Source organism: Streptomyces neyagawaensis, assembly GCF_023516595.1.
Lineage (GTDB): Bacteria > Actinomycetota > Actinomycetes > Streptomycetales > Streptomycetaceae > Streptomyces > Streptomyces neyagawaensis.
In genome coordinates this window covers 81,206-104,228 of record NZ_JAMGBG010000032.1, presented here as the reverse complement: position 1 = coordinate 104,228, position 23,023 = coordinate 81,206, and the positions used below count along the sequence as shown (strand labels likewise).

At 71.7% G+C, this 23,023-nt stretch carries 24 protein-coding genes; 15 read left to right on the top strand and 9 right to left on the bottom strand.

The genetic code is table 11. The annotated features are described in order from the left end of the window. Positions 1–81: 81 nt before the first annotated feature. The gene (locus M8J73_RS16480) at positions 82–399 is read right to left on the bottom strand and encodes a helix-turn-helix domain-containing protein (RefSeq protein ID WP_055538327.1); all 318 of its coding nucleotides are present in this window, start codon (positions 397–399) and stop codon (positions 82–84) included. Beyond that, positions 396–782 carry a type II toxin-antitoxin system RelE/ParE family toxin gene (locus M8J73_RS16475; protein ID WP_372503955.1) on the bottom strand — a complete coding sequence of 129 codons (387 nt, stop codon included), beginning with the start codon at positions 780–782 and terminating at the stop codon, positions 396–398. The genes M8J73_RS16480 and M8J73_RS16475 overlap by 4 nt, the downstream gene beginning before the upstream one ends. A gap of 191 nt (positions 783–973) precedes the next feature. Here M8J73_RS16475 and M8J73_RS16470 point away from each other — a divergent pair, with 191 nt between their 5' ends. The 4 genes from M8J73_RS16470 to M8J73_RS16455 all read left to right on the top strand — a co-directional run bounded on the left by M8J73_RS16470 (position 974) and on the right by M8J73_RS16455 (position 2,728). Then, entirely contained in the window at positions 974–1,147 is a 174-nt protein-coding gene (locus tag M8J73_RS16470; protein ID WP_157873118.1) for a hypothetical protein, read from the top strand. 100 nt (positions 1,148–1,247) lie between these two features. Then, positions 1,248–1,739: a TM2 domain-containing protein gene (locus M8J73_RS16465; RefSeq protein ID WP_055517341.1), complete on the top strand. Its 492-nt coding sequence runs from the start codon at positions 1,248–1,250 to the stop codon at positions 1,737–1,739. Then, positions 1,732–2,130, top strand: coding sequence for a DUF2752 domain-containing protein (locus M8J73_RS16460; RefSeq protein WP_055538325.1), 399 nt, complete (start codon positions 1,732–1,734; stop codon positions 2,128–2,130). Before M8J73_RS16465 ends, M8J73_RS16460 begins: the two co-directional genes overlap by 8 nt. 334 nt (positions 2,131–2,464) lie before the next feature. Then, positions 2,465–2,728 (top strand): TM2 domain-containing protein, encoded by a 264-nt coding sequence (locus M8J73_RS16455; protein WP_055538324.1) that lies wholly within the window; start codon positions 2,465–2,467, stop codon positions 2,726–2,728. 113 nt (positions 2,729–2,841) lie between these two features. Here the strand turns inward: M8J73_RS16455 and M8J73_RS16450 are convergent, their stop codons facing one another. From M8J73_RS16450 to M8J73_RS16430, 5 genes are all read right to left on the bottom strand, one after another. Then, positions 2,842–3,603: a succinate dehydrogenase iron-sulfur subunit gene (locus M8J73_RS16450; protein WP_055538323.1), complete on the bottom strand. Its 762-nt coding sequence runs from the start codon at positions 3,601–3,603 to the stop codon at positions 2,842–2,844. Continuing rightward, positions 3,603–5,357: a succinate dehydrogenase flavoprotein subunit gene (sdhA, locus tag M8J73_RS16445; protein WP_055538322.1), complete on the bottom strand. Its 1,755-nt coding sequence runs from the start codon at positions 5,355–5,357 to the stop codon at positions 3,603–3,605. Before sdhA ends, M8J73_RS16450 begins: the two co-directional genes overlap by 1 nt. Before the next feature lie 23 nt (positions 5,358–5,380). Beyond that, the gene (locus tag M8J73_RS16440) at positions 5,381–5,872 is read right to left on the bottom strand and encodes a succinate dehydrogenase hydrophobic membrane anchor subunit (RefSeq protein ID WP_055538321.1); all 492 of its coding nucleotides are present in this window, start codon (positions 5,870–5,872) and stop codon (positions 5,381–5,383) included. A 5-nt stretch (positions 5,873–5,877) separates the two neighbouring features. Then, positions 5,878–6,258, bottom strand: coding sequence for a succinate dehydrogenase, cytochrome b556 subunit (gene sdhC, locus M8J73_RS16435; RefSeq protein WP_079049496.1), 381 nt, complete (start codon positions 6,256–6,258; stop codon positions 5,878–5,880). 262 nt (positions 6,259–6,520) lie between these two features. Further along, the gene (locus M8J73_RS16430; protein WP_055538319.1) at positions 6,521–7,135 is read right to left on the bottom strand and encodes a 2-oxo-4-hydroxy-4-carboxy-5-ureidoimidazoline decarboxylase; all 615 of its coding nucleotides are present in this window, start codon (positions 7,133–7,135) and stop codon (positions 6,521–6,523) included. 225 nt (positions 7,136–7,360) lie between these two features. Here M8J73_RS16430 and M8J73_RS16425 point away from each other — a divergent pair, with 225 nt between their 5' ends. From M8J73_RS16425 to M8J73_RS16405, 5 genes are all read left to right on the top strand, one after another. Further along, positions 7,361–8,962, top strand: a complete 1,602-nt coding sequence (locus tag M8J73_RS16425; RefSeq protein ID WP_055538318.1) for a beta-N-acetylhexosaminidase — start codon at positions 7,361–7,363, stop codon at positions 8,960–8,962. A gap of 215 nt (positions 8,963–9,177) precedes the next feature. Then, the gene (locus tag M8J73_RS16420) at positions 9,178–10,011 is read left to right on the top strand and encodes a DUF4328 domain-containing protein (RefSeq protein ID WP_079055316.1); all 834 of its coding nucleotides are present in this window, start codon (positions 9,178–9,180) and stop codon (positions 10,009–10,011) included. Positions 10,012–10,095: 84 nt separating this feature from the next. Continuing rightward, the gene (locus M8J73_RS16415; protein WP_249828756.1) at positions 10,096–10,641 is read left to right on the top strand and encodes a hypothetical protein; all 546 of its coding nucleotides are present in this window, start codon (positions 10,096–10,098) and stop codon (positions 10,639–10,641) included. A gap of 127 nt (positions 10,642–10,768) precedes the next feature. Then, positions 10,769–11,341, top strand: a complete 573-nt coding sequence (locus M8J73_RS16410) for a hypothetical protein (protein WP_249828755.1) — start codon at positions 10,769–10,771, stop codon at positions 11,339–11,341. Positions 11,342–11,518: 177 nt separating this feature from the next. Beyond that, the gene (locus M8J73_RS16405) at positions 11,519–11,956 is read left to right on the top strand and encodes a hypothetical protein (RefSeq protein WP_249828754.1); all 438 of its coding nucleotides are present in this window, start codon (positions 11,519–11,521) and stop codon (positions 11,954–11,956) included. Between the two features lie 242 nt (positions 11,957–12,198). Here M8J73_RS16405 and M8J73_RS16400 read toward each other — a convergent pair whose 3' ends face one another. Continuing rightward, a complete protein-coding gene (locus tag M8J73_RS16400) occupies positions 12,199–14,724 on the bottom strand; it encodes an FG-GAP-like repeat-containing protein (protein ID WP_063799305.1) in 2,526 nt (841 codons plus the stop codon). A 318-nt stretch (positions 14,725–15,042) separates the two neighbouring features. On the opposite strand from M8J73_RS16400, the gene M8J73_RS16395 reads away from it, so the two are divergent. From M8J73_RS16395 to M8J73_RS16380, 4 genes are all read left to right on the top strand, one after another. Beyond that, entirely contained in the window at positions 15,043–15,660 is a 618-nt protein-coding gene (locus M8J73_RS16395; RefSeq protein WP_107424122.1) for an RNA polymerase sigma factor, read from the top strand. Beyond that, positions 15,657–16,985, top strand: a complete 1,329-nt coding sequence (locus tag M8J73_RS44815; RefSeq protein ID WP_274757563.1) for a putative sodium/potassium/calcium exchanger — start codon at positions 15,657–15,659, stop codon at positions 16,983–16,985. The genes M8J73_RS16395 and M8J73_RS44815 overlap by 4 nt, the downstream gene beginning before the upstream one ends. Positions 16,986–17,359: 374 nt before the next feature. Next, positions 17,360–18,046 (top strand): RNA polymerase sigma factor, encoded by a 687-nt coding sequence (locus tag M8J73_RS16385; RefSeq protein WP_055543015.1) that lies wholly within the window; start codon positions 17,360–17,362, stop codon positions 18,044–18,046. Beyond that, entirely contained in the window at positions 18,046–19,281 is a 1,236-nt protein-coding gene (locus M8J73_RS16380; protein WP_055543016.1) for a hypothetical protein, read from the top strand. Before M8J73_RS16385 ends, M8J73_RS16380 begins: the two co-directional genes overlap by 1 nt. Positions 19,282–19,565: 284 nt before the next feature. On the opposite strand, the gene M8J73_RS16375 is transcribed toward M8J73_RS16380, so the two are convergent. Further along, a complete protein-coding gene (locus tag M8J73_RS16375) occupies positions 19,566–20,462 on the bottom strand; it encodes a L,D-transpeptidase family protein (protein WP_055540562.1) in 897 nt (298 codons plus the stop codon). Positions 20,463–20,702: 240 nt separating this feature from the next. On the opposite strand from M8J73_RS16375, the gene M8J73_RS16370 reads away from it, so the two are divergent. Both M8J73_RS16370 and leuE read left to right on the top strand, forming a co-directional pair. Continuing rightward, the gene (locus M8J73_RS16370; RefSeq protein ID WP_055540561.1) at positions 20,703–22,283 is read left to right on the top strand and encodes an acyl-CoA mutase large subunit family protein; all 1,581 of its coding nucleotides are present in this window, start codon (positions 20,703–20,705) and stop codon (positions 22,281–22,283) included. A gap of 63 nt (positions 22,284–22,346) precedes the next feature. Further along, on the top strand, positions 22,347–23,000 hold the full coding sequence (gene leuE, locus M8J73_RS16365; RefSeq protein ID WP_055540560.1) for a leucine efflux protein LeuE: 654 nt from the start codon (positions 22,347–22,349) through the stop codon (positions 22,998–23,000). Positions 23,001–23,023: the final 23 nt, after the last annotated feature.

Here is a 23,023-nt window from a genome sequence, read left to right as displayed (position 1 = left end):
TCACGGCGCTGCGCGTACAGAAGAGACACGCTTCGAGATACAAGGGTTGTACGGGAACCGTGGGGAACATGGTGTGCCGGGCTACGCCACGACCACCCGGGTTCCGTTGAAATTCGCGACGATCTCCAACTCCCCGCCCAAGGCCTCCACGTAAGCCGCGACTGTTCCCACCTCGGCTGACTCGGTCCTGCCGCGTTCGATGGCGGACACCCGTTCCTGTCGTACGTGCATACGGTCGGCCACCTCGCGCTGGGTGAGGCCGAGTTGTCTGCGCATCTCGGCCAGCCGGTGGGCACGTGCTTCGGCGACCATGCGCCGGGCACCCGCCGTGATCTCGTCCAAGTCCTCGGTGTCGAAGACCTCTTCCTTGACCTCGTCCCATGAGTGAAAGCTGGTCATCGCTCTGTCTCCTCGTGACGTCGCCGGGCCAGGTGGTCCAGCCACTCGGTATAGCGTTCCTCGGCCAGGGGGATCGAGCGGCGGTACCACGCCGTCCATCGCCCCGCCTTGTCACCGGCCACCAAGAGCACCGCGCTGCGCCCGGGATCGAAGGCGAAGAGGATCCTGATCTCTGTGTCACCGGACGAACCGGGTCTCAGCTCTTTGAGGTGATGCAGGGCTGAGCCCTTGATCCGGTCCACCAGAGGGCGTCCGAGATCCGGGCCCTCCTCCACGAGAGCCTGGATCGCTTGGCCCACCAGGCGTGCCGTGGTGCGGTCGCCCTTGCGCAGTGCGTGCAGCCAATCGCGCACCTCTCCGGTCATTTCAAGATGCCAGGCCATCAACGATCACCATGTAGTACGTGTACATACTAGTACCCTGGTGTACTAGATGCCATCCGAGGGTGACAGTCCGGTGCAGATCACTCGATGGAGTGACCGTTCTCCAGTAGGCCCCGCTCCCTCTCAGAAGCCGCGCGCCTCGAACCCGTTCGTCCGGGGGTCGGTCACACGCTCGTGTCACCCCACGGCCAGTGCCTGTCGATCGCGCGGAAATCGGCCTCCCCGGCGAGGACGGGAACCGACCCCCGTCGAGCGACTGTCTTCTCCAGGAGGGGGACCGCATGCTCGCCGTCATCCTCGGCAAGCCAATGCCGCTCGCCCGGAACGCGGAGATCACGGACCCGACGATCCTCAGCCAACTGTGACCGCGAGGTAACAACTTCTCTCCGGGGCCTCCTCTCCTGCAATATGACGGACAGCCCATATTTCAGCCGCTCAAGCAACCAACACGCAGGAGTCAGTACCGTGACCGAGCAGCCCCAGCAGCCCGCTCAGCCCCCGCAGCCGCCCCAGCCCGGCTACGGGTACCCGAACCAGGCTCCTGGCCAGGCGCCGGGCGCCAACCCCTACGGCGCTCCGCAGGGCGGCTACCCGCAGGACGCGTACCAGCAGCCGGGCGCCGCTCCGGGCTACGGCTACCCCCAGCAGGGCGCCCAGCCGGGCTACGGCTACCAGGCGCCCCCGGTCGGCGGCGCGTACACGGGCGACCCCAACGCCCCGTACGGGTACGACCCGTACGGCCGCCCGTACTCCGACAAGTCGAAGATCGTCGCCGGCATCCTGTCGCTGTTCCTCGGCTCGTTCGGCGTCGGCCGCTTCTACATCGGCCACGTCGGCCTCGGTCTCGGCCAGCTGTTCACCTGCGGCGGCTTCGGCATCTGGGCGCTGGTCGACGGCATCATCCTGCTGACGAGCAGCAACACCACGGACTCCAACGGGCGGGTCCTGCGTGGCTGAGCGCGGCCCCGCCGTCCTGCGACACCCGGCGGCGGCCCCCCTCGTGGTGGCCGCCGCCGGGCTGGCGGGCGCCGCCTATGTGTACGGCACCAACCCGCACGAGCCCGGCCATCTGCTGCCCCAGTGCCCGTTCCGCTATGTCACGGGGCTGCTCTGCCCCGCCTGCGGCGGCACCCGCATGGTGTACGACCTGATGCACGGCCAGTTCACCGCCGCCTGGCACGACAACCGGGTGCTGCTGCTCGCCGCGCCCTTCGCGCTCGTCCTGCTCGGCCGCTGGTTCGTCGAGGGGCTGCGCGGACGCCGCTGGCGCCCCGAACTGAAGCCCCGCACCCAGGCCTTGATCCTGGGCATCGCGGTGATCTGGACGGTCGTCCGCAATCTCCACTGAACGGTCGGCACATCTACGCCGAACCATTGCTTCTTCCCGTCCCGGCCCGCCGTAAATCCCTTACGCCCGCTTTACGTCGCGCAGTTGTCGCAACTTGGCTGGAACCGGATCACGGAATCGGAACGATCGCCTGTTTCCCCTCCCATCCGTCGCACGCGCCTCACTACGCTGCAACGGCGACAGGGGGGATGACGGGGGATTACGTCGTGCTCGATCGTCGGTCGGCGTTCGCCGTGCCCGATTGCTGCCGGTTTTTGCCGCGCCTTCCCTCCTGGACTTCCCCCCGGAGCAATCCGCTTCGGCCTTTCAGTCAGTACATCCAGGAGTTACTTCCATGACCGTCCCCACCCCTGACGCTCCCTTCGGCTTCGACCCGCAGGGCCGTCCCTACTCCGACAAGTCGAAGATCGTCGCCGGCATTCTGCAGCTGTTCCTCGGCACGCTCGGCATCGGCCGCTTCTACGTCGGTTCCGTGGGCGTGGGTGTCGCCCAGCTGCTCACCTGTGGTGGTCTGGGCTTCTGGTCCCTGATCGACGGCATCCTGTTCCTCACGAGCAACGACCGCACCGACTCGCAGGGCCGCGTCCTGCGCGGCTGACACCCCACCCGGGCCCTCGGGGCCCGGTGAGGTACGGCGAGAACGCTGAGGGCCCCGCTCCGATCCCGGAGCGGGGCCCTCAGCGTCGTACGGCCGGGAACGGCCGCGGAGTCCTAGAAGCGGCGCGTGATCAGCGCCCGCTTCACCTCCTGGATCGCCTTGGTGACCTCGATACCGCGCGGGCAGGCGTCCGTGCAGTTGAAGGTCGTGCGGCAACGCCACACGCCGTCCTTGTCGTTGAGGATCTCCAGCCGCTGCTCGCCGGCCTCGTCACGCGAGTCGAAGATGAAGCGGTGGGCGTTGACGATCGCGGCCGGACCGAAGTACTGGCCGTCGTTCCAGAACACCGGGCACGAGGACGTGCAGGCGGCGCACAGGATGCACTTCGTCGTGTCGTCGAACCGCTCGCGGTCCTCCGCCGTCTGAAGCCGCTCACGCGTGGGCTCGTTGGTGTCCTTCGTGATCAGGAAGGGCATCACGTCCCGGTACGCCTGGAAGAACGGCTCCATGTCCACGACCAGGTCCTTGAGGACCGTGAGGCCCTTGATGGGCTCGACCGTGATCGGCTTCTCGGGGTTGATGTCCTTGATCAGCGTCTTGCACGCCAGACGGTTCTTGCCGTTGATCCGCATGGCGTCCGAACCGCAGATGCCGTGCGCGCAGGAGCGGCGGAAGGTCAGCGTTCCGTCCAGGTCCCACTTGATCTTGTGCAGACCGTCGAGGACACGCTCCTTGGGGTCGATCTCCAGCTGGAAGTCTTCCCACACCGCCTCGGCCGAGACCTCGGGGTTGAAGCGGCGGACCCGGAAGGTGACGGTGATGTACGGGGACGCGGCGGAGTCGGCCTCGACCTTGTCCAGAACAGGGGTAGCCATCAGTACTTACGCTCCATCGGCTGGTAGCGGGTCTGGACGACCGGCTTGTAGTCGAGGCGGACGGTCTCGGAGCCGTCGTCGCCGACCTCGCGGTACGCCATGGTGTGACGCATGAAGTTGACGTCGTCGCGGTTCGGGTAGTCCTCGCGGTAGTGACCGCCGCGGGACTCCTTGCGGGCGAGCGCGGAGACGGCCATGACCTCGGCCAGGTCGAGCAGGTTGCCCAGCTCGATGGCCTCCAGCAGGTCGGTGTTGAACCGCTTGCCCTTGTCCTGGATCGCCACGTTCTTGTAGCGCTCGCGCAGCTCGGCGATCTTCTCGACGGCCGTCTTGATCGTCTGCTCGGTGCGGAACACCATGACGTTCGCGTCCATGGTCTCCTGCAGCTCACGGCGGAGTTCCGCCACGCGCTCGTTGCCCGTGGAGGAGCGCAGCCGCTCGATCTGCTCGACGACCAGGGACTGCGGGTCCTCCGGCAGCTCGACGAAGTCGGCCTTCTGCGCGTACTCGGCGGCCGCGATGCCCGCCCGGCGCCCGAACACGTTGATGTCGAGCAGCGAGTTCGTGCCGAGGCGGTTGGCGCCGTGCACGGAGACACAGGCGACCTCACCGGCGGCGTACAGACCCGGCACGACGGTGGTGTTGTCCGCCAGGACCTCACCCTCGACGTTGGTGGGGATACCGCCCATGGCGTAGTGCGCGGTCGGCTGGATCGGGATCGGGTCCGTGTAGGGCTCGATGCCGAGGTAGGTCCGCGCGAACTCGGTGATGTCCGGGAGCTTGGCGTCCAGCTGCTCCGGCGGGAGGTGCGTCAGGTCCAGGTAGACGTGGTCGCCCTCGGGACCGCAGCCGCGGCCCTCGCGGATCTCCGTGTAGATGGAGCGGGAGACGACGTCACGGGACGCGAGGTCCTTCATGACCGGCGCGTACTTCTCCATGAAGCGCTCGCCGTCCTTGTTGCGGAGGATGCCGCCCTCACCGCGGGCGCCCTCCGTCAGCAGGATGCCCATGCGCCAGATGCCGGTCGGGTGGAACTGGAAGAACTCCATGTCCTCCAGCGGCAGACCCCGGCGGTAGACGGCCGCCTGGCCGTCACCGGTGAGGGTGTGCGCGTTGGACGTCACCTTGAAGAACTTGCCGCAGCCGCCGGACGCGTAGATCACGGACTTCGCCTGGAAGACGTGGATCTCGCCGGTCGCCAGCTCGTAGGCCACGACACCGGCGGACTTCTTGACGCCGTCGACCTCGGTGATCAGCTGGTCGAGGACGTAGAACTCGTTGAAGAACTCCACGCCGTGTTTGACGCAGTTCTGGTACAGCGTCTGGAGGATCATGTGGCCGGTGCGGTCGGCCGCGTAGCAGGACCGGCGCACCGGGGCCTCGCCGTGGTTGCGGCTGTGACCGCCGAAGCGGCGCTGGTCGATCGTCCCGTTGGGCGTCCGGTTGAACGGCAGGCCCATCTTCTCCAGGTCGAGGACGGAGTCGATGGCCTCCTTCGCCAGGATCTCGGCGGCGTCCTGGTCGACCAGGTAGTCACCGCCCTTGACCGTGTCGAAGGTGTGCCACTCCCAGTTGTCCTCCTCCACGTTGGCGAGCGCGGCGGCCATGCCGCCCTGCGCGGCGCCCGTGTGGGAGCGGGTCGGGTACAGCTTGGTCAGCACGGCGGTGCGGCTGCGCTTCGTCGACTCGATCGCGGCGCGCATACCGGCGCCGCCGGCGCCGACGATGACGGTGTCGTACTTGTGGATCTTCATGATCGGTTGCCTCAGCCCCGTGCCTAGCGGATGTTCGGGTCGAAGGTGAAGATCACCAGCGTGCCCAGCAGGATGGTGAACACCGTGGCGGTGTACAGCAGGCCCTTCAGCCACAGCCGCGTGTTCGCACGCTCGGCGTAGTCGTTGATGACCGTGCGCAGGCCGTTGGCGCCGTGCAGCATCGCCAGCCACAGCATGAGCAGGTCCCAGACCTGCCAGAACGGGGACGCCCAGCGGCCCGCGACGAACGCGAAGCCGATCTTGGAGACGCCGCCGTCAAGGACGAGCTGGATCAGCAGGTGGCCGATGACCAGGACGACCAGGACGATGCCGGACAGCCGCATGAACAGCCACGCGGCCATCTCGAAGTTGCCGCGGGTCGACTTCGGGGTCTTCTTGGTGCGCTTGCGGGGCGGCTCGATGAGCGGCGCCGGGTTCTCCGGGCTGTAGCCCGACAGGGTGCCCGAGCCCTCGACGGGGCCGATGCCGGAGGCGGTGGTCTCAGTGGTGGACATGGCTGTCAGCTCCCCCACAGTTCACGGACGGCGTGACCGAGGACGGGGTACAGGGCCCCGATCATCAGCACGGCCCAGACGCCGAGGACGATCCACAGCATCTTCTTCTGGTGACGCGGGCCGTTCGACCAGAAGTCGACGGCGATCACCCGAAGGCCGTTGAGCGCGTGGAAGAGGATGGCGGCGACGAGGCCGTACTCCAGCAGCGCGACGATCGGCGTCTTGTACGTGGCCACGACCTTGTCGTAGGCCTCGGGGGAGACACGGACGAGAGCGGTGTCCAGCACGTGTACGAACAGGAAGAAGAAGATGAGGACGCCGGTGACTCGATGAGCCACCCAGGACCACATTCCTTCCCGGCCGCGGTACAGCGTTCCAGCCGGCACGGAAGAACCCTCCGGGAGCGGGATTGGGGCCGGCCGGCTTGTCTGTCGGTCTGACCCGGCCGGGTACGGTCCACCGGCCCTGGCCATCGTAGCGACGTGTGCGTGCGGCGCTTAAGCCGGGTATGGCGGTGTGATCAAACTGGCATCGAAGGCTGCACGTAAGGGTGAGTATCGGGCGGCATCCGGGGTGCGGGTCGCTCGGCCGCCGCCCGGTGGGGGTCCGTCGTGGCCGGTTTCGCCCGTGCGGCCGGGCCGTACGAGGTCAGCGGGGCGCTCCCCGGAGGAAGCCGATCAGCCGTTCCGCGGCGAGGCGCCGGAGTTCCTCCGCCACGACGACCCGTTCCTCCTCCGGGTCGTGGGCCAGACGTGAGCGGATGCCCTCCAGCGTGCGGTCCAGGCGCTCCATCGGAGGGGCGCCGTTCAGGCAGATGACGAACACATGGCCGAAGCGGGCCTCGTAGGCGGCGTGGGCGGCGCTCAGGGCCGTGTGCGCCACGTCGTACGTGTCCGAGGGCAGGGAGGGGAGGGTCTCGCCGGCCAGCGCCTCGGCGAGGTCGGTCGCCGTGAGGTCGTACGCGGCCTCGTCGGAGGCGGCCAGCAGGGCGTCCAGGTCCGGGTACGGGCGGTGGTCGGTGAGCCGGTGGGCCCAGCGGAGGCTGCGCAGACAGCCGAGGAGGGACTGGCGCAGGGTGTCCTCGGGGGCGTGGTTGAACCACTCCACGGCCGTGGGACTCGGGGTGTGCGCCTGCTCCGGAAGGGTGACCCGGCCGGGGAGGTGGGGGAGACGGTGCGGAGGCAGCGTGGTTCCTCGGCGGTGCGTAGGAGCCGGCAGAGCAGGCTGAGCGAGATGTGCCACCACGTTATCGAGGTGGGTCATGGGCTGTCCGTTCGATGCCCGAAATTCACCCGGTCGGGCAAGTTTCGGACTCTGTGGTGGACTGGTGGGGTGGTCGGACGTCGTAGGTTCGAGGGGGAGGCTCGGGGGAGAGGACGGCAGAGAGGTGTGCGAGATGTGGCGGATGCGGACCGGGGACGGGAGCGCGTCGTGAGCGGTGGCCGGCGCCGGGCTCCCCGCAGGAGGACGGCGATCACGACGAAAGGGTTGCTCCTGGGTTCCGGGGTCGTCCTGGCGGGTGGCGCCGTCGCCGTGGCGGTGACCGTGTGGCCGGGCGGTGACACCCGGACGGCGGGCGGTTCGGGGCCCTCGCACGAACCGTCGTCCGTGAGTGCCGCGAAGGGCTCCCCCACGCCGTCCCCCTCTCCCTCGCCCTCGCGCTCGTACGCCCTGTCGCAGAAGCCGCGCACCATTCCGGCGGTACGGCAGCACCAGGCCGCCCGCGGGCCGGGCTGGCGCCCTTCCGGCGGCGGCCGGGTCGTGGTGCGGAGCGGGGCGCTCGCCGACGAGGGACGGCTGACCGCCGGGGAGCTGGGCCTGACCTACGCCGGCGACGCCGAGCCCCGCGAGGGCGATGTGGAGCTGGCGCTCACCGGGTCGGGGAAGTCCGCCTCGGAGGCGTACACCCTGACGGTGAAGGACCGGCGGGTGCGGATCGCGGCGCCGGCCGAGGCCGGGGTCTTCTACGGCACCCGCACCCTGAAGCAGACGGTGCGCGGCGGCGGTACGGCGCCGGAGGGCGTCATCAACGACCAGCCCGCCAAGCCGCAGCGCGGGTTCATGCTCGACATCGCGCGCAAGCACTTCACGGCCGGCTGGATCGAGGACCGCGTCCGGGAGCTGGGCGACCTCAAGTACAACCAGCTCGGCCTGCACTTCTCCGACGACCAGGGCTTCCGGATCGAGTCCTCCACCCATCCCGAGGTGGTGTCGCGCCAGCACCTCACCAAGGCGCAGGTGCGGAAGATCGTGGCGCTCGCCGAGAGCCGCCACATCGAGGTCGTCCCCGAGATCGACTCGCCCGGCCACCTGGGCGCCGTGATCGCCGGGAACCCGGGGTTGCAACTGGTCAACGCACAGGGTGTGGCCGCGCGCGGGGCCGTCGACATCTCCAAGCCGGCCGCCGCGAAGATCGTCGACGAACTCCTGAACGAGTACGCCGGCCTGTTCCCCGGTGCGCGCTGGCACCTCGGCGGCGACGAGTACCGGGCGCTCTTCGCGTCGAACCCGGAGGCGTCCTACCCCCAGCTGGCGGCGGCCGCGCGGGCGAAGTACGGCGCGGGCGCCACCGTCGCCGACCTGGCGACCGGCTGGCTCAACGACCGGGCCGCGGTGATGCGCGGCCACGACCGGACGGTGCGGGCGTGGAACGACGGGTTCTTCCGCGGCGGCCGCGTCCAGGCGGAGAAGCGGATCCAGGTCGCCTACTGGACGGGCAAGGAGATCGGAGCACGGCCGCCGGTCGAGTACCTCAGCGCCGGGCGGCAGGTCGTCAACTACAACGACGAGTACCTCTACTACGTGCTCGGTGAGCCCAACCAGTTCTTCTACCCGACCGGGCAGCGCATCTACGAGTCGTGGACCCCGCGGGTGCTGCGCGGCACGACCGCCGTGCCCGCGCAGTACGACAAGCAGATCCTCGGTGGTGTCTTCGCGGTCTGGTGCGACCTCGCGAACCGGCAGACCGAGGCCCAGGTGGCGGCCGGGGTGCGCATGCCGCTGCGGGCGCTGTCGCAGAAGCTGTGGGACCCGGCGAAGCCGACGCTGTCGTGGGCCCAGTTCCGGGCGCTGGCGGCAAAGGTGAGCTGAGCGCACCGGGGCGGGAGCCGAGCGGGCGGGCCGCGCCGGTGCGGGAGCTGGGCGCACCGGGGTGGGAAAGGGGTGGACGGGCGGGGCCGGTGAACCGTATGTTCCGCGTGTTCTGATCGCCGAGCGTGAGGGTCTGGGGAGGACCGCGCTCGGCTCCTTCACCGCATTCGCTTTCTTCCGCGTCCCGGGGGCGCGGTCGCACGGGGGGCTTTGGCATGACCTGTACACGCTGTCGGCAGTTCGACGCGGCACCGGGCGGAGAACTCTGCCGGGCCTGCGAGGCCGAGGACCTGCACCCGGACGTGGGCCCGAGCCTGCCGCTGGCACCGCCGCTCCCGCAGGCCGGCGGTGCCCCGCCGTTCGGTCCGGGGGCACCGGCGTCCTCGCTGCGGTCGCCGGTGGGCCTCGGGCGGGCCGTGGCGATCCTGCTCGGCGTGGTCGCCCTCACGGACCTGGTCGCCGTGTGGGCGGACGTCACGATGCTCGACGTCCTCGGCCGGATGGCGGACGGCGCGTACGGGTCGGCGATCGAGGCCGACGCGGACCGGGCCGACCGGCTGTACGCCATGACCGGTTCGGCCCAGTCGGTCGCCTTCCTCGCCACCGTGGTCGTGTTCCTCGTCTGGTTCCACCGGGTGCGCGTCAACGCCGAGGTGTTCGAGCCGTTCGGCCACAGCAAGAAGCGGGGCTGGGCGATCGGCGGGTGGTTCGTGCCCGTCGTGAACCTCTGGTTCCCGCGCCGGATCGCGATCGACGCGTGGGACGCGAGCAGTCCCTGGGCGAAGCCCCGGTCGCATGGGCTCGTCAATGCCTGGTGGACGTTCTGGCTGATCGGCAACGGCGTCAGCCAGGCCGGCACCCGGGCCTACGCGCGGGCCGAGACGGCGGACGAGCTCCACTCGGCCACGCAGATGGTGCTGTTCGCCGACGGCTTCGAGATCCTGACCGCCGGACTCGCCATCCTCTTCGTCCTCACGCTCACCCGCATGCAGGACGACAAGGCCCGCAGCGGACCGGGCGCACCGGAGCCGGAGCCGGCGACGGCCTGACCGACGCGAGGCCGGCTTCGGGTCATTGTGCGGATTGCCCGATTCCGGGGGCGGACCGCCGTGCGGCTGTGGTGTATTCCCGACATGGGGTATTGGGGTTACTACGTCGTGGCCCGCAGCGAGCGGCCGCTCGCCGAGCTGGACGCGCTCGCCGGGGCGCGGGGGATGACACTGCGCACCGCGGCGGCCGACGGGTGGCAGGTCTGGGCCTGCCCGAGAGGCATCGACGGCGACGGTGCGGCGGGCGACGGCGGTGACGGTGACGTCGGGAACATGAACAGGCTGGCGCGGGAGACGGGTTCGCCCGCGCTGTTCGGCTACGTCATGGACAGCGACTGCGTCGTGGTGGAGGCCGCCGCGCCGGAGAGCGGGGCATGGACGACCTGTCTGGCGCGGACCGCCATGGCCGACTACCTCGGGGACGGCGGCCAAGGGCTCACCGTCGACGACTACTTCCTCGAACCGCGTGACGCCGCCGAGCGGGCCGTGGCCTGGGCGGCGGAGGCGGGACGGGTCGCCGCGGAGGAGGCCCTGGCCGACGTACTGGCCTCGGAGCCTGGACCGGTGGACCCTCTGGCTGAAAATATCCTCTTCCGGTTGCTCGACCGACTCGGGGTCGTCCCGCTGTGACACTCCCGGGCCGTTGCACGCAGTAAGGGGAAGTGTGGGCTCCGTTAACGGGCATTGGGGGAACGCCGGGAAGTTCTGGGATGCGGAGCCCTGTCGAGCGAGGACGAGCAGGATCGAGGGAGGCGTGATGAGCCTGGTGGAGCTGATCGCCCAGGCCGACGAACGCGGTCTGGCAGCAAGCGGACTGGCTTGTTTGGACCGTTGCGTACCGCTTCTCGGCGGGGACGACGAGGTCCTGCGCCCGCTGTGGGCGGGACTGGTGGACGACGGGGACGGCTGGGGCGAACGCATAGCGAAGATACGCGGTGAACTGGAGGCCGGCACCGCACCCGACGGCGCCGACGAGGGTGAGGACGTCTTCGGGCTCGCCCGTCGGATGCTCGACGCGGTGCCCGACGAACGGTCCGGCGCGGGGCTGCGCGAGTGGGCGGAGGTGTGCTCCGTCGCCGCGCTCCGCATCCATCAACTGCTCGATCCGCTGGACCGCGGGGGAGCGGAGGCCGTTGACGCGTGCCGGGAGGGACGCACCGACGGCGCGTCACATCTCGTCGCCGCCGAACTCCGGCGCCAGGTCGCCGTCCTGGAGCTGATCGCCGGGCACGGCGCGGGAGCGGTCCGGCAGGCGCTCGACGTCTCCACGGAGGGACGGCGCGTCCTGCGCGCGGTCGTGTCGCGGCGGGCGCGCGGGGTACGCGGCTGAGGGTGCCGAACCGCAGAGGGGGCCGGGGGGCGGGGGCACGGCCGCACAGCCCGTAAACCGGGCTTTCCGAGCGGGTTCTGTGGGTGTCCTGGGGGCGGGTGTGGGGGTCCTGCGCCGGTGTCGCCGAAGGGGCCCGAATCGTGTGACGCGAGGCGTGGGACGAGCGCTTGTACGGGTGTGAGCGCACAGCAGACATTCGGTTCGGTCAGGTCGGTCAGGTCGTTCGGTGAGAGCGCCGGGCCCGCGCGACGTCCGCCGAGCGCGGCCAAGCCGCTCCGATGGGCGGCCGACGCGGTGGCGGTCATGCGGGAAGGGGCGCGGGTGCGTCTCGACTACTCGGCGCAGAGCCTGTGGCGAGTGGACCGGATGATCGAGGAGATACGGCAGGAGGGCGCGCCCTACGCCGCCGTCCAGGGCGTCCTGCGGGGGTTCGGCGCGTACGGCGGCGAGGTCGTCGTGCGGTGGGCCGGCGGTGAGTGGGTCGAGGAGGCGGGCGGCCACTGGGTCCGCACGTGGGACGGCAGCTACTGGGACCCCTTCGAGGAGGCCCGCCGCTGCTACGAGGGGGAGGGGTCGCTGCGGTTGCTGTGCCGTGACGCGATGCGATGCGTGTGAGGCCGGGCGCCCAATAGCTCGGGGGCGCGCTGGTTGTTCGGCGGGTGCGGGTGGGTGGGGGCTGGTCGCGCAGTTCCCCGCGCCCCTGAAAAGCGACCGGGGCTGCGCCCCGTGCTTTTCATGAAGGGCGGGCCGCAGGCCCGTTCCCTTCCGGGGCGCGGGGAACTGCGCGAGAAACCACACACCACCCGCACCCGCCAACGAACCCCCCGTCCCGAGCAATTAGGCGCCCCAGCCACCCGTCACGGCGTCAGGCTCTGCCCGAGTCGTGCCCCCGCGGCCGTGCCCAGTTGCGTCATGCCGTAGTACGTCGACCTCGTCGTCGTCGGTGTGCCTCCCGGTGACGGCACGTACAGGATCGTGCCGGTGCCCGCGTCCTCGCCCTCCGCCCCGATGAGCAGGTCGGCGTGTCCGTCGCCCGTGACGTCCGTCAGGGAGACGGCGGAGCCCAGCTTGTCGTCCTTCTCCGTGGAACCGGCGACGTCGGGCGAGTCCTGGGAGAGGGCGAGGGAGCCGGTGCCGGTCGGCCCCGAGGCCGTGCCCTTCAGCAGCCACACCGAGCCCGCGTTCGCCCGGTTCGTCCCGGCACGGGTGATGTCCTCGTTGGGCGCGCCGGTGAGGACGTCCGCGTAGCCGTCCGCGTCCACGTCCCCGACGGACACCGACGCCCCGAACGCGTCGGACGTCTCCGACGCGCCCTCCACGTTCGCCGTGCCCTGGTGGACGGTCCGCACGCCGGTCGTGGTGGGGCCCGTGGCCGAGCCGGCGACCATGGTGATCTGGCCGCCCGCGTCGCCGCCCGACTCACCCGTGTACGGCTGGCCCACCACGATGTCGTCGTAGCCGTTGCCGTCGACGTCGCCCGTGGCGACGGCACGGCCGCCCTTCACCGTCAGCGTCGCCACCTTGGTGAGCCCCAGCGACCGGGAGCCCTTGAACCAGGTCACCTTGCCGATCCCGGACGCGTCCCGGTAGTTGAGGGCCACGTCGGCGTACCCGTCACGGTTGAAGTCGCCGCTCGCGGCGTCCGCGTACGCCAACGGGCCCGTCGCCGTGGTGAGATCACCGGCGACCTCGTGGCCGTCGTTGAACCGGGCCGCCCAGTTGCCGCCCGTGCCGGTGGCGGCGGTGAACACGTCCGCCCTGCCGTCGGCGTTGAAGTCACCGACCGCGACGGTCGCGCCGAACCGCGCGCCCTTCGGCTCGTAGTCGTCGCCGAGGGCCATCGTGTCGGCGTCGGAGGTGAAGGAGGGCCCGTAGAGGATCGTCACCGCGCCGCGGTCCGCGTGCCCGGTGGTGTCGTCCTCGCCGGGCGCGCCGATCGCCAGGTCCGCGTACCCGTCGCCGTTGATGTCGCCCCACGCGGTGGCCGAGCCCCACTGGTCGCCGGACTCGGCGGCGCCGGGGACGCCCGCGCTCGCCTGGTCCAGGCGGAGCCTGGCGGAGGAGACCGGGCCGCCGGTCCCGCCCGGCACGAGGGTGAGCACACCGCTGCCGGTCCCCGGGGTCGCGGCGACGAGGTCGCTGACTCCGTCGCCCGTGTAGTCGGCGGTCGGGATCGCGGAGTTGCGGGCGGGGGAGGCGGCATAGCGGCGGATCTCGGGGAGCTCGGCGTACAGGTTCGCGCCGGGGGAGGCGGTCGACGCCGCGTCCTTGCCTCCGGAGATCACCGGCAGTTCGGCCGGCTCGTCCTGCCCGTACGTGCCGCTGTCCTCGGACGCGGTCAGCGTGACCGTGCCGTTCGGGTCGCCGCCGTACTGGCCGAGCTTCCAGGCCGCGAGCCGGGCCACGGACTCCACGGCGGCCCGGGTCGGCGTGGCGCCGTCGTAGTCGCCGAGGACCGCGACGCCCGTCGAGGCGCGGTCGAAGCCCGGGGTGTGCGCGCCACGTACGGGCAGGTCGGCGCCGCCCTTGCGGCCCTCGTGGATCCGGCCGCACTTGTCGACGACGAAGTTGTACCGGAGGTCGCCGAGACCGGCCGTCTCGGTGTCGTACGCCATGAGCGCGCGGATCAGCGCCGGGGACTCGGCGCAGCTGTAGGCGTCGCTGCCGCCCGTGTGGTGCACGAACACCGCGCTGACCTTGTCGTTGTACTGCGGCGCCCCGGTGACCGTCGCCTCGTTCGCGCCCCACCGGGCCCGGCTGACGATCGGGGGCCGGGTGGCGGTGGAGGTGACGGCGACCGGCGGATCGTCGGTGACGAACGCCGCGTTGCGCATGCCGGTGGCGCCCGCCGTGTCCCGCGTACCGGCCGTCGCGGCGGTGTGCCGGGCCGCGCCGTCCGTCGTCCCCGGGTCGACGAGGTCGACCTGCAGCCCCTCCGGGAGCCGCGCCCGTGATCCGCCGGCCGTGACGACCCGGGCCTCGACGCCGTCACTGGGGCCGACCCACAGCGGCTCGGAGGCGCCGCGGGTGCCGCCGGGCAGGGCGGCGGAGGGGCGCAGGGCGCGCCAGGCGCTCCACCGGCCGGTCGCGGCGTCACGGGTGCGCACCTGGGCCGTGCCGTCCAGCCGGGCCTCGGCATCGGTCCAGGAGACGCCGAGGAGGGAGAAGGGAGAGGTGCGGGTGCGGGCCAGGGCCGGGCGCCCGTCGGCGGCGGACGTGAGCGCCACGTCGTGCACCTCGGCGGGGCGTTGGGCCCCGGCGGCGGACGCGCTGATCGTGCCGGCCGTCCCGTCCTGGGGGCCGACGACTGCGTACGACACCACGCTCGCGCCGCCCGCGACGGCGGCGCCGAGCGTCAGCCATGCCCTTCGCTTCGCACTCATCGGCCGGTACGCATGGCTCCTACGGCGAATCAAATGCCCCACCCCTACACGAACATCGCGAAGACACCACCCGACACAAGGGTGGCCTTCTATTCAGAGCACAAGCCGCCGCGAACATCACCATCGGGCGGCACGCGTGTGATCCAAGTCATGCGAACGGCCACGCGTCCCCCTTATGGGTGATCTCCGGCGGGTCCGTCCGGGACTCTGTGACACTTCCGCGGGGCGCGACGCAGATGACCGTGGGGCCCGGTGACGATCCCGAGGGGGATCGGGGCGGGGCCCGGGACCGCGATGTCGTACTGACTAGGACAGCTCTTGGGCCAGGGAGGCGAACCTCGCCGCGTGCAGGCGTTCGACGGGGAACTGGGCGTGGCCGTCGCGCGGGCACAGGAGGGCGACGAGGCCGCGTTCGCGGTGGCGTACCGGCTGGTGCAGCCGGGGCTGCTCGGGTACCTGCGCGGCATCGTCGGGGACGACGCGGAGGACGTCGCCTCGGACGCCTGGCTGGAGATCGCGCGGGACCTCGGGCGGTTCAAGGGCGACGGAGCCGGGTTCCGCGGCTGGACCGCGACCATCGCCCGGCACCGCGCCCTCGACCATCTGCGGCGCCTGAAGGTAAGGCCCCGGGGGACCGCCCTGGAGAACGACCTGCTGGAGCTGCCCGGCGTCCATGACACCCATGACCAGGCGCTGGAGTCGCTCTCCACCGCGCAGGCCCTCGCGCTCGTCGCCCGGCTGCCCCGTGACCAGGCGGAGGCCGTGCTGCTGCGGGTGGTCGTCGGCCTCGACGGCCCCGCCGCGGCCCGTGTCCTCGGCAAACGCCCCGGCGCGGTGCGCACCGCCACGCACCGGGGGCTGAAGCGGCTGGCCCAGCTGCTCCGCGCGGAGGGTGTGACGGAAGACGGCGCCAGGACGCTGGGGGAGTCGAGATGAACGGCAGCGGCGCCAGCCGCCGCGGCCACGGCAGCGACGGGCGGCACGGCGACAGCGAAGGACGCGCGATGCCGTCGGGCAGGGCGGAGTCGGACATGGGCGAACGACGACACGGCGAGGCAGGCCAGGACGGCCGCCCCGCCCTGAACGACGCCCAGGCGCCCACCCCCGAGGGGCCCACCGACCCCTCCTCCGACGACGGCACCGATACCGGCCTCTCCTCCGGCCGCCCGGAACCTGGCCTCTCCTCCGGCCGCACCGATTCCGGCCGCACCGATACGGGCCGCCTCGACCCCGGTCGCCTCGACCCCGGCCTCTCCTCCGACGGCACCGAAACCGACGGCACCGATGTCGGCCGCACCGGCGCCGGTCGCCTCGACCCCGGCCTCTCCTCCGACAACACCCATGCCGGGTTCACCCGGGCCCGCCTCTCCGATGTCGGCCTGCCCGCAGGCGACGCTTCCTTCGTCGATCTCCTGCTCGCCGTGGCCGTGAGGGGCCGGGCCGAGGTGGACAGCGCGGGGGAGGCGCGGGCCGTGGCGGCGTTCCGGGCGGCGCGGGAGCAGGGGGCGCGGACCGCGCGGACCCGGCGGCGCGACGACTGGCGCCCCAACCCGCGGCGCCGGGTGCAGCTCTCCGTTCGCACCACCCTGGCCGTGCTGCTGTCCAGCCTCACCCTCGGCGGTGTCGCCTTCGCGGCGATCGGCTCCGCCACCCGCGACGACGGCGCCGGACCGCGGCGCGGGGAGGCGGACGGCCGTACCGGGACCTCGCACAGCGCCCCCGCCATACCCGGCCCCTCCGGAACGCCGGGCGCCGGCTCCTCGACCGGCGACCGGCCCGCGAGCGCGCGGGACACCGACGCCCACTGCCGGGCGTACGAGCAGAAGGCCGAGGGGCGGGGCAGGGCCCTGGACGCCACCGCCTGGCGGCGGCTGGCCGACGCGGCCGGCGGCACGGAGAAGGTCGCCGCCTACTGCGCCGCCCGGCTCGGCGACGCCGACGACGCCGAGGACCGGAAGCAGCGGGCCGGGGACTCCGCAGGGAAGCGGGACGGGACCGAGCGGTCCACGGGGGTCGAGGCCGGACGGAAGTCCGACGACGCGGGCGTACCGGCCGGGGCCGCCACGGGGAAACCGGACGGGGCGGGGAAGCCGACCGCGCCGGGCACCTCGGACGAGACGGACCGGCGGGGCCGGGCGGACCAGGAGGAACAGACGGACCCCGGGAGTCAGGCGGATCAGGGTGGCCGCGAGGGCGAGCCGAAGGACGCGGACGCGCCCGGCCGGGCCGACGGGGCGGACAAGGCCCCGGAAACGAAGTAAGGCCGGCGTGCTCGCGAGACCCCCGTACTCGCAAGACACCCGGCCGACTCCGCCGATGGCAACGGCCGGGGCCGCCACCCCCCACAGGAGAGGCCCCGACCGTCGCGCGGCACGGGCCGCGCGGCGGCCCGTACTACCTACAGCGCCGCGCCCCCGATTTGTGTCACACCCCGCCGGATCACGAGTTAGTTGCATGTTCTACGGACATGGACGGGCAGCGGTTTCAGGCCGTAACGTGCCATTCGCGCCGGATCGCGGAGGACGACCACAGCTCTGACCGCCGGTGAGGTTGAGACCGCAACCATTGATCGGAACCACGACGGAGAGAACCCGGGCCGCGAGAGCGGCGCCGGCTCAGGCGCAAGAGGGGCGCGGTGCTGGGGGACGACGCGGAGCTGACCGCCGCGGTACTTGCGGCACAGGACGGGGACGAGGCCGCGTTCCGGACTGTGTACCGCGCCGTGCATCCACGGCTGCTCGGGTACGTACGGACGCTCGTCGGTGATCCGGACGCGGAGGACGTCACCTCCGAGGCGTGGCTCCAGATAGCCCGCGATCTGGAGCGGTTCACCGGCGACGCCGACCGGTTCCGGGGCTGGGCCGCCCGGATCGCCCGCAACCGTGCCCTGGACCACATACGCATGCGTGGCCGCCGCCCCGCGATAGGCGGCGACGAGACCGAGCTGACCGGCCGGGCGGCCGAGTCCGACACGGCGGGTGAGGCGATGGAGGCACTCGCCACCGGCCGCACCCTGTCCCTCATAGCCCAGCTGCCCCAGGACCAGGCCGAGGCCGTGGTGCTGCGTGTCGTGGTCGGCCTCGACGCCAAGACGGCCGCCGACACGCTCGGCAAGCGCGCGGGAGCCGTTCGGACGGCCGCGCACCGGGGTCTGAAACGGCTCGCGGAACTGATCGGGGAGAATCCGGAGAGGGCCGCCGAGACCGATCCGGAATCCGGCGACTCGCTGGACGCGGTGCCCCCACCAAGAGAACCGCGTACCCGCGCGGCTACGTCCGCCGGTGTGACGCATATGCGTTCGCGGACGCAGAAGGACATGTGATGGCCGACGAGCAGTACAAGTGGCTGAACCGCGATGTGGCGGAGCGGCTGCTGCGTGGCGAGCCGCTCGACGCCGTCGACCCCGACACCCGCTCCCGCGCCGACCGGCTCGCCGAGACGCTCGGCGCACTGGCCGCCGAAGCCGCCCCCAAGCCCGCGCCGGGCTCCGAACTTCCGGGTGAGGAAGCCGCGTTGGCGGCCTTCCGCACCGCCAGGACTGCCCGCGCCGGGCAGCGGGACGAGGCCGCCGCGCCCGCGGGGGGCAGCCGTACCCACACCTCGGCGCCGGTCGCCGACGCCGGGCTCGTCCGTCTCGGGCGGCCTGTCCCGGACGGCCGGCGGGCCCGCTGGGGCCGGCCCGTGCGGTTCGGGCTGGTCGCGTCGCTGGCAGGCGGGATGTTCGGCGGGGCCGTCCTGGCGGCCGGCAGCGGGGTCCTGGTGGGCTCCATCGGGAACGAGGAACCGGAACCCCCCGCCTCCGTCTCTTCCCCCGCCGAGTCGCCGGACCGGCCGCTGACGTCGCCGTCGCCGCCCGAGTCCGTGCCCGGGGGCGACACCGGCGGCGGGGGACAGGGCGAACCCACGCCGCGCGGTGACGGCACCGGCGGAAACACCCCCGGCAGCGGCGATTCCGGTGGCCGGAGCGACGGCGACACCTCGGACGACCGCGGGCGGAACCAGGGCGGCCTCACCCCGGAGTGGTGGAACAGCGTCCTCTCCGCGTGCCGCGACGTCCGCAACGGCAAGGACCTGGACGACGACCGGCGGCGCAGCCTGGAGGACGCGTCCGGCGGCAAGGGTGGCGGCCAGGTGAAGAAGTACTGCGACGGCGTCCTCGCGGGCGGCGGCAGGAACTTCGGCGACCGCCACGGCAAGGGCCGGGGCACCGGTGGTGCGTCGGGTTCCGCCGGTTCCTCCGGCACCGGGTCGAGGGACCGCTCGGGGGTCGACCGCGACGAGGACGACGACCCCGACCGCGGCCGGGGCAACGGGCACGGCAACGGCAACGGCAAGAGCCATGGCCGGGGCGGCGGCAAGGGCAAGGGCCAGGGCTACGGCCGGGACAACGGCAAGAACCACGGCGGCAAGGGCGGCGGCCACGGCAAGGGTGGCAAGGGAGGCGGTCATGGCTCCGGCCAGGGCGGCAACCAGCACCGGGGCCAGGGCGGCGCGGCCGCGACGATCGCCGTCGACCTGCGCACGAGCCCGGCCGACGCACCCTCTCACCGCGTCTGACCTGCGGTTTCCTGTCCGTTCAGAAATTCCTTCCCGTAACGGGTAACACTTTCGGCGGCCCCGTCGCAGTAATGAGTGAGCCGACTGGTCATCGGCCGTCGCACAGAGCCGGGGTTCCCCCCGTACCTACGGCTCGTGCACCTAGGCGCGGGCGGGACACGTTCCCCCGGTCCCGCCCGCGCCCCAATCCCCCGTGGACACCCCCGTACTCCTAGTGACGCTTCCGGCGCCCTCCCGCTATGCGCCCTGTGACGCACGTCACTTCTCAACTCTCAACCGGCCCCTCACCAGTAGACGACCACCTTGTCGCCATTCCTGACCTGGGCGAACAGCCGCGCGATCGCCGCCTCGTCGCGGACGTTGACGCAGCCGTGCGAGGCGCCGTAGTAGCCGCGGGCCGCGAAGTCGGACGAGTAGTGGACGGCCTGGCCGCCGCTGAAGAACATCGCGTACGGCATCGCCGTGTCGTACAGGGTCGACCAGTGGTCGCGGGACTTGAAGTAGACGCTGAAGACGCCTTCGCGGGTGGGCGTGTACTGCGAGCCGAACCGCACCTCGACCGTCGTCAGCGTGGTGCCGTTCACCATCCAGCGCAGGGTGCGGCTCGTCTTGCTGATGCACAGCACCCGGCCCGTCAGGCAGCGCGGGTCCGGCTCCGCCGCCGGCTGGCCCCCGAACGCGTACAGCTCCCACTTGCCGGGCTCCCGTGTCATCCCCATCAGCCGCGCCCAGGTGACGGTGTCCGTCCGCCCTGTCCGCGGCAGCCCCCGCTTGCCCTGGAAGCCCTTCACGGCCTGGACGGTCAGCTCGTCGTACGTCCCGGTCGGCCCGACGTGCAGCCACGCGACCTGCCGGAGGCGGGCCTGGAGTTCGCGCACCTCGAACCCCTCGTCGCCACGGGACCACAGGACCTTCGCCGGGGCCGCGGGGGTGGGGTCGTCCTTGGGTGGCGCGGTCGTCGCGGCGGCCCCGCCGCCGGACCCCGGCCCGCCGCCCTTCTCGTCGCTGTCGCCGCCCGCCGTGTCGCCGTCGTCCCGGCCGCCGCCCGGCGTGGCCGTCCCGTCGACGCGGACCGGCTGCCGCTGGTCGCCTTCCACCCGCACCACCGGGCCGGTACAGCCGCCGACCACCACGATCACCGCGAGCGCGGCCGCAGATCTCCGCATGTCCCTGGTACGCATCCGGCTCCCCGACGTCTCATGGCCGCGGTCTCGTGGGCGCGCGGGCCCGGCCGTCCTCCCGGCCGGGTCTGCCGAAAGGTTGCCCGGGCGTGACCCGTCGCGAACAACGGGGCATGGTTGTGAGCAAGGTCCCAGCAAGTGCCCCTCCACCGGGAGCACGGCCGCCGCTACAGTCCGTCGCGAGGGTCGTCTGTACTAGCGAGTAACTACCGAGTAACAAGCAACGCGGAGGCACACACCATGGCGCGCGAGTCGGAGTCCGGACTGCCCATCGAGCCGGTGTACGGACCGGACGCCCTCGACGGCTGGGATCCGGCGGACAAGCTGGGTGCCCCCGGGAAGTACCCCTTCACCCGTGGTGTGTACCCGTCCATGTACACGGGGCGGCCGTGGACGATGCGGCAGTACGCCGGTTTCGGCACGGCGGTGGAGTCCAACGCCCGCTACAAGCAGCTCATCGCCAACGGCACGATGGGGCTGTCCGTCGCGTTCGACCTGCCGACCCAGATGGGCCACGACTCCGACGCGCCGATCGCGCACGGCGAGGTCGGCAAGGTGGGTGTGGCGATCGACTCGATCGACGACATGCGCGTCCTGTTCGGCGGGATCCCGCTGGACAAGGTCTCCACGTCGATGACGATCAACGCCCCCGCCTCGCTGCTGCTCCTGCTGTACCAACTCGTCGCCGAGGAGCAGGGCGTCAGCGCCGACCAGCTGACCGGCACGATCCAGAACGACGTGCTGAAGGAGTACATCGCCCGCGGCACGTACATCTTCCCGCCCAAGCCCTCGCTGCGGCTGATCGCGGACATCTTCAAGTACTGCAAGGCCGAGATCCCGAAGTGGAACACCATCTCGATCTCCGGCTACCACATGGCAGAGGCCGGTGCCTCGCCCGCGCAGGAGATCGCGTTCACCCTCGCCGACGGCATCGAGTACGTGCGGACGGCGGTCGCGGCCGGCATGGACGTCGACGACTTCGCGCCCCGGCTGTCGTTCTTCTTCGTCGCCCGGACGACGATCCTGGAGGAGGTCGCCAAGTTCCGTGCCGCGCGCCGGATCTGGGCGCGGGTGATGAAGGACGAGTTCGGGGCGAAGAACCCCAAGTCGCTGATGCTGCGCTTCCACACGCAGACCGCGGGCGTCCAGCTGACCGCCCAGCAGCCCGAGGTGAACCTCGTACGGGTGGCGGTCCAGGGCCTGGCCGCGGTGCTGGGCGGCACGCAGTCGCTGCACACCAACTCCTTCGACGAGGCCATCGCGCTGCCCACCGACAAGTCGGCACGCCTGGCCCTGCGCACCCAGCAGGTCCTCGCCTACGAGACGGACGTGACCGCCACCGTCGACCCCTTCGCGGGTTCCTACGTCATCGAGAAGATGACCGACGACGTCGAGGCCGCCGCGGTCGAGCTGATGCGGAAGGTCGAGGACCTCGGTGGCGCGGTCTCCGCGATCGAGCACGGCTTCCAGAAGAACGAGATCGAGCGCAGCGCCTACCGGATCGCCCAGGAGACCGACTCCGGTGAACGCGTCGTCGTCGGCGTCAACCGCTTCCAGCTCGACGAGGAGGAGCCCTACGAGCCGCTGCGCGTCGACCCCGCCATCGAGGCCCAGCAGGCGCAGCGCCTCGCGAAGCTGCGCGCCGAGCGGGACCAGACGGCCGTCGACAGCGCACTCGCCGACCTGAAGAAGGCCGCCGAGGGCACCGACAACGTCCTCTACCCGATGCGGGAGGCGCTGAAGGCCCGCGCCACGGTGGGCGAGGTCTGCAACGCGCTCCGCGACGTGTGGGGCACGTACGTGCCGTCGGACGCCTTCTGACGGAGGCGTTCGCCGTCCGGACTCCGGGGCGGATTGTCGTACCCCCGTGCCAGAATGCGGCCCATGTTCGGAGTCGTCGACCTTCCCACCTATCTGGCGGGCCTCGTCCTGATCGTCCTGCTGCCCGGCCCCAACTCCCTGTACGTGCTGTCCGTCGCCGCCCGGCGGGGGATACGGACGGGGTACCGGGCCGCGGCGGGCGTGTGGTGCGGGGACGCCGTGCTCATGACCCTGTCGGCGGCGGGAGTGGCCTCGCTGCTCCAGGCCAACGCCGTGCTGTTCGGGATCGTGAAGTACGCGGGCGCCGGCTATCTGACGTGGCTCGCGGTCGGCATGCTGCGGGCCGCGTGGGGCATGTGGCGCAGCCGCCGGCAGACGGTGGCCGAGACGGCGGGCGGGGAGGCCGTGGAAGGAGAGCGGCCGTTCCGGCGGGCGCTGGTCATCAGCCTGCTCAACCCCAAGGCGATCCTCTTCTTCGTCGCCTTCTTCGTGCAGTTCGTGGACCCGGCGTACGCCTACCCCGCCCTCTCCTTCGTGGTGCTCGGCGCCTTCGCCCAGCTCGCGAGCGTGCTGTATCTGACCGCGCTGATATTCGGCGGGACCAGGCTGGCCGCCGCGTTCCGCCGCCGCAAGCGGCTGTCGGCCGGGGCGACCTCGGCGGCGGGCGCGCTGTTCCTCGGCTTCGCCGTCAAGCTGTCGCTGGCGAGCGGCGCCTAGCAGGTCAGCACTTCGAGCGGCGC

Coding starts and splice junctions, on each gene's coding strand:
- M8J73_RS16480 (WP_055538327.1), bottom strand. CDS start 399: ATGACCAGCTTTCACTCATGGGACGAGGTCAAGGAAGAGGTCTTCGAC.
- M8J73_RS16475 (WP_372503955.1), bottom strand. CDS start 782: ATGGCCTGGCATCTTGAAATGACCGGAGAGGTGCGCGATTGGCTGCAC.
- M8J73_RS16455 (WP_055538324.1), top strand. CDS start 2,465: ATGACCGTCCCCACCCCTGACGCTCCCTTCGGCTTCGACCCGCAGGGC.
- M8J73_RS16450 (WP_055538323.1), bottom strand. CDS start 3,603: ATGGCTACCCCTGTTCTGGACAAGGTCGAGGCCGACTCCGCCGCGTCC.
- sdhA (WP_055538322.1), bottom strand. CDS start 5,357: ATGAAGATCCACAAGTACGACACCGTCATCGTCGGCGCCGGCGGCGCC.
- M8J73_RS16440 (WP_055538321.1), bottom strand. CDS start 5,872: ATGTCCACCACTGAGACCACCGCCTCCGGCATCGGCCCCGTCGAGGGC.
- M8J73_RS16430 (WP_055538319.1), bottom strand. CDS start 7,135: ATGACCCACCTCGATAACGTGGTGGCACATCTCGCTCAGCCTGCTCTG.
- M8J73_RS16420 (WP_079055316.1), top strand. CDS start 9,178: ATGACCTGTACACGCTGTCGGCAGTTCGACGCGGCACCGGGCGGAGAA.
- M8J73_RS16415 (WP_249828756.1), top strand. CDS start 10,096: ATGGGGTATTGGGGTTACTACGTCGTGGCCCGCAGCGAGCGGCCGCTC.
- M8J73_RS16410 (WP_249828755.1), top strand. CDS start 10,769: ATGAGCCTGGTGGAGCTGATCGCCCAGGCCGACGAACGCGGTCTGGCA.
- M8J73_RS16400 (WP_063799305.1), bottom strand. CDS start 14,724: ATGAGTGCGAAGCGAAGGGCATGGCTGACGCTCGGCGCCGCCGTCGCG.
- M8J73_RS44815 (WP_274757563.1), top strand. CDS start 15,657: ATGAACGGCAGCGGCGCCAGCCGCCGCGGCCACGGCAGCGACGGGCGG.
- M8J73_RS16380 (WP_055543016.1), top strand. CDS start 18,046: ATGGCCGACGAGCAGTACAAGTGGCTGAACCGCGATGTGGCGGAGCGG.
- M8J73_RS16375 (WP_055540562.1), bottom strand. CDS start 20,462: ATGCGTACCAGGGACATGCGGAGATCTGCGGCCGCGCTCGCGGTGATC.
- M8J73_RS16370 (WP_055540561.1), top strand. CDS start 20,703: ATGGCGCGCGAGTCGGAGTCCGGACTGCCCATCGAGCCGGTGTACGGA.
- leuE (WP_055540560.1), top strand. CDS start 22,347: ATGTTCGGAGTCGTCGACCTTCCCACCTATCTGGCGGGCCTCGTCCTG.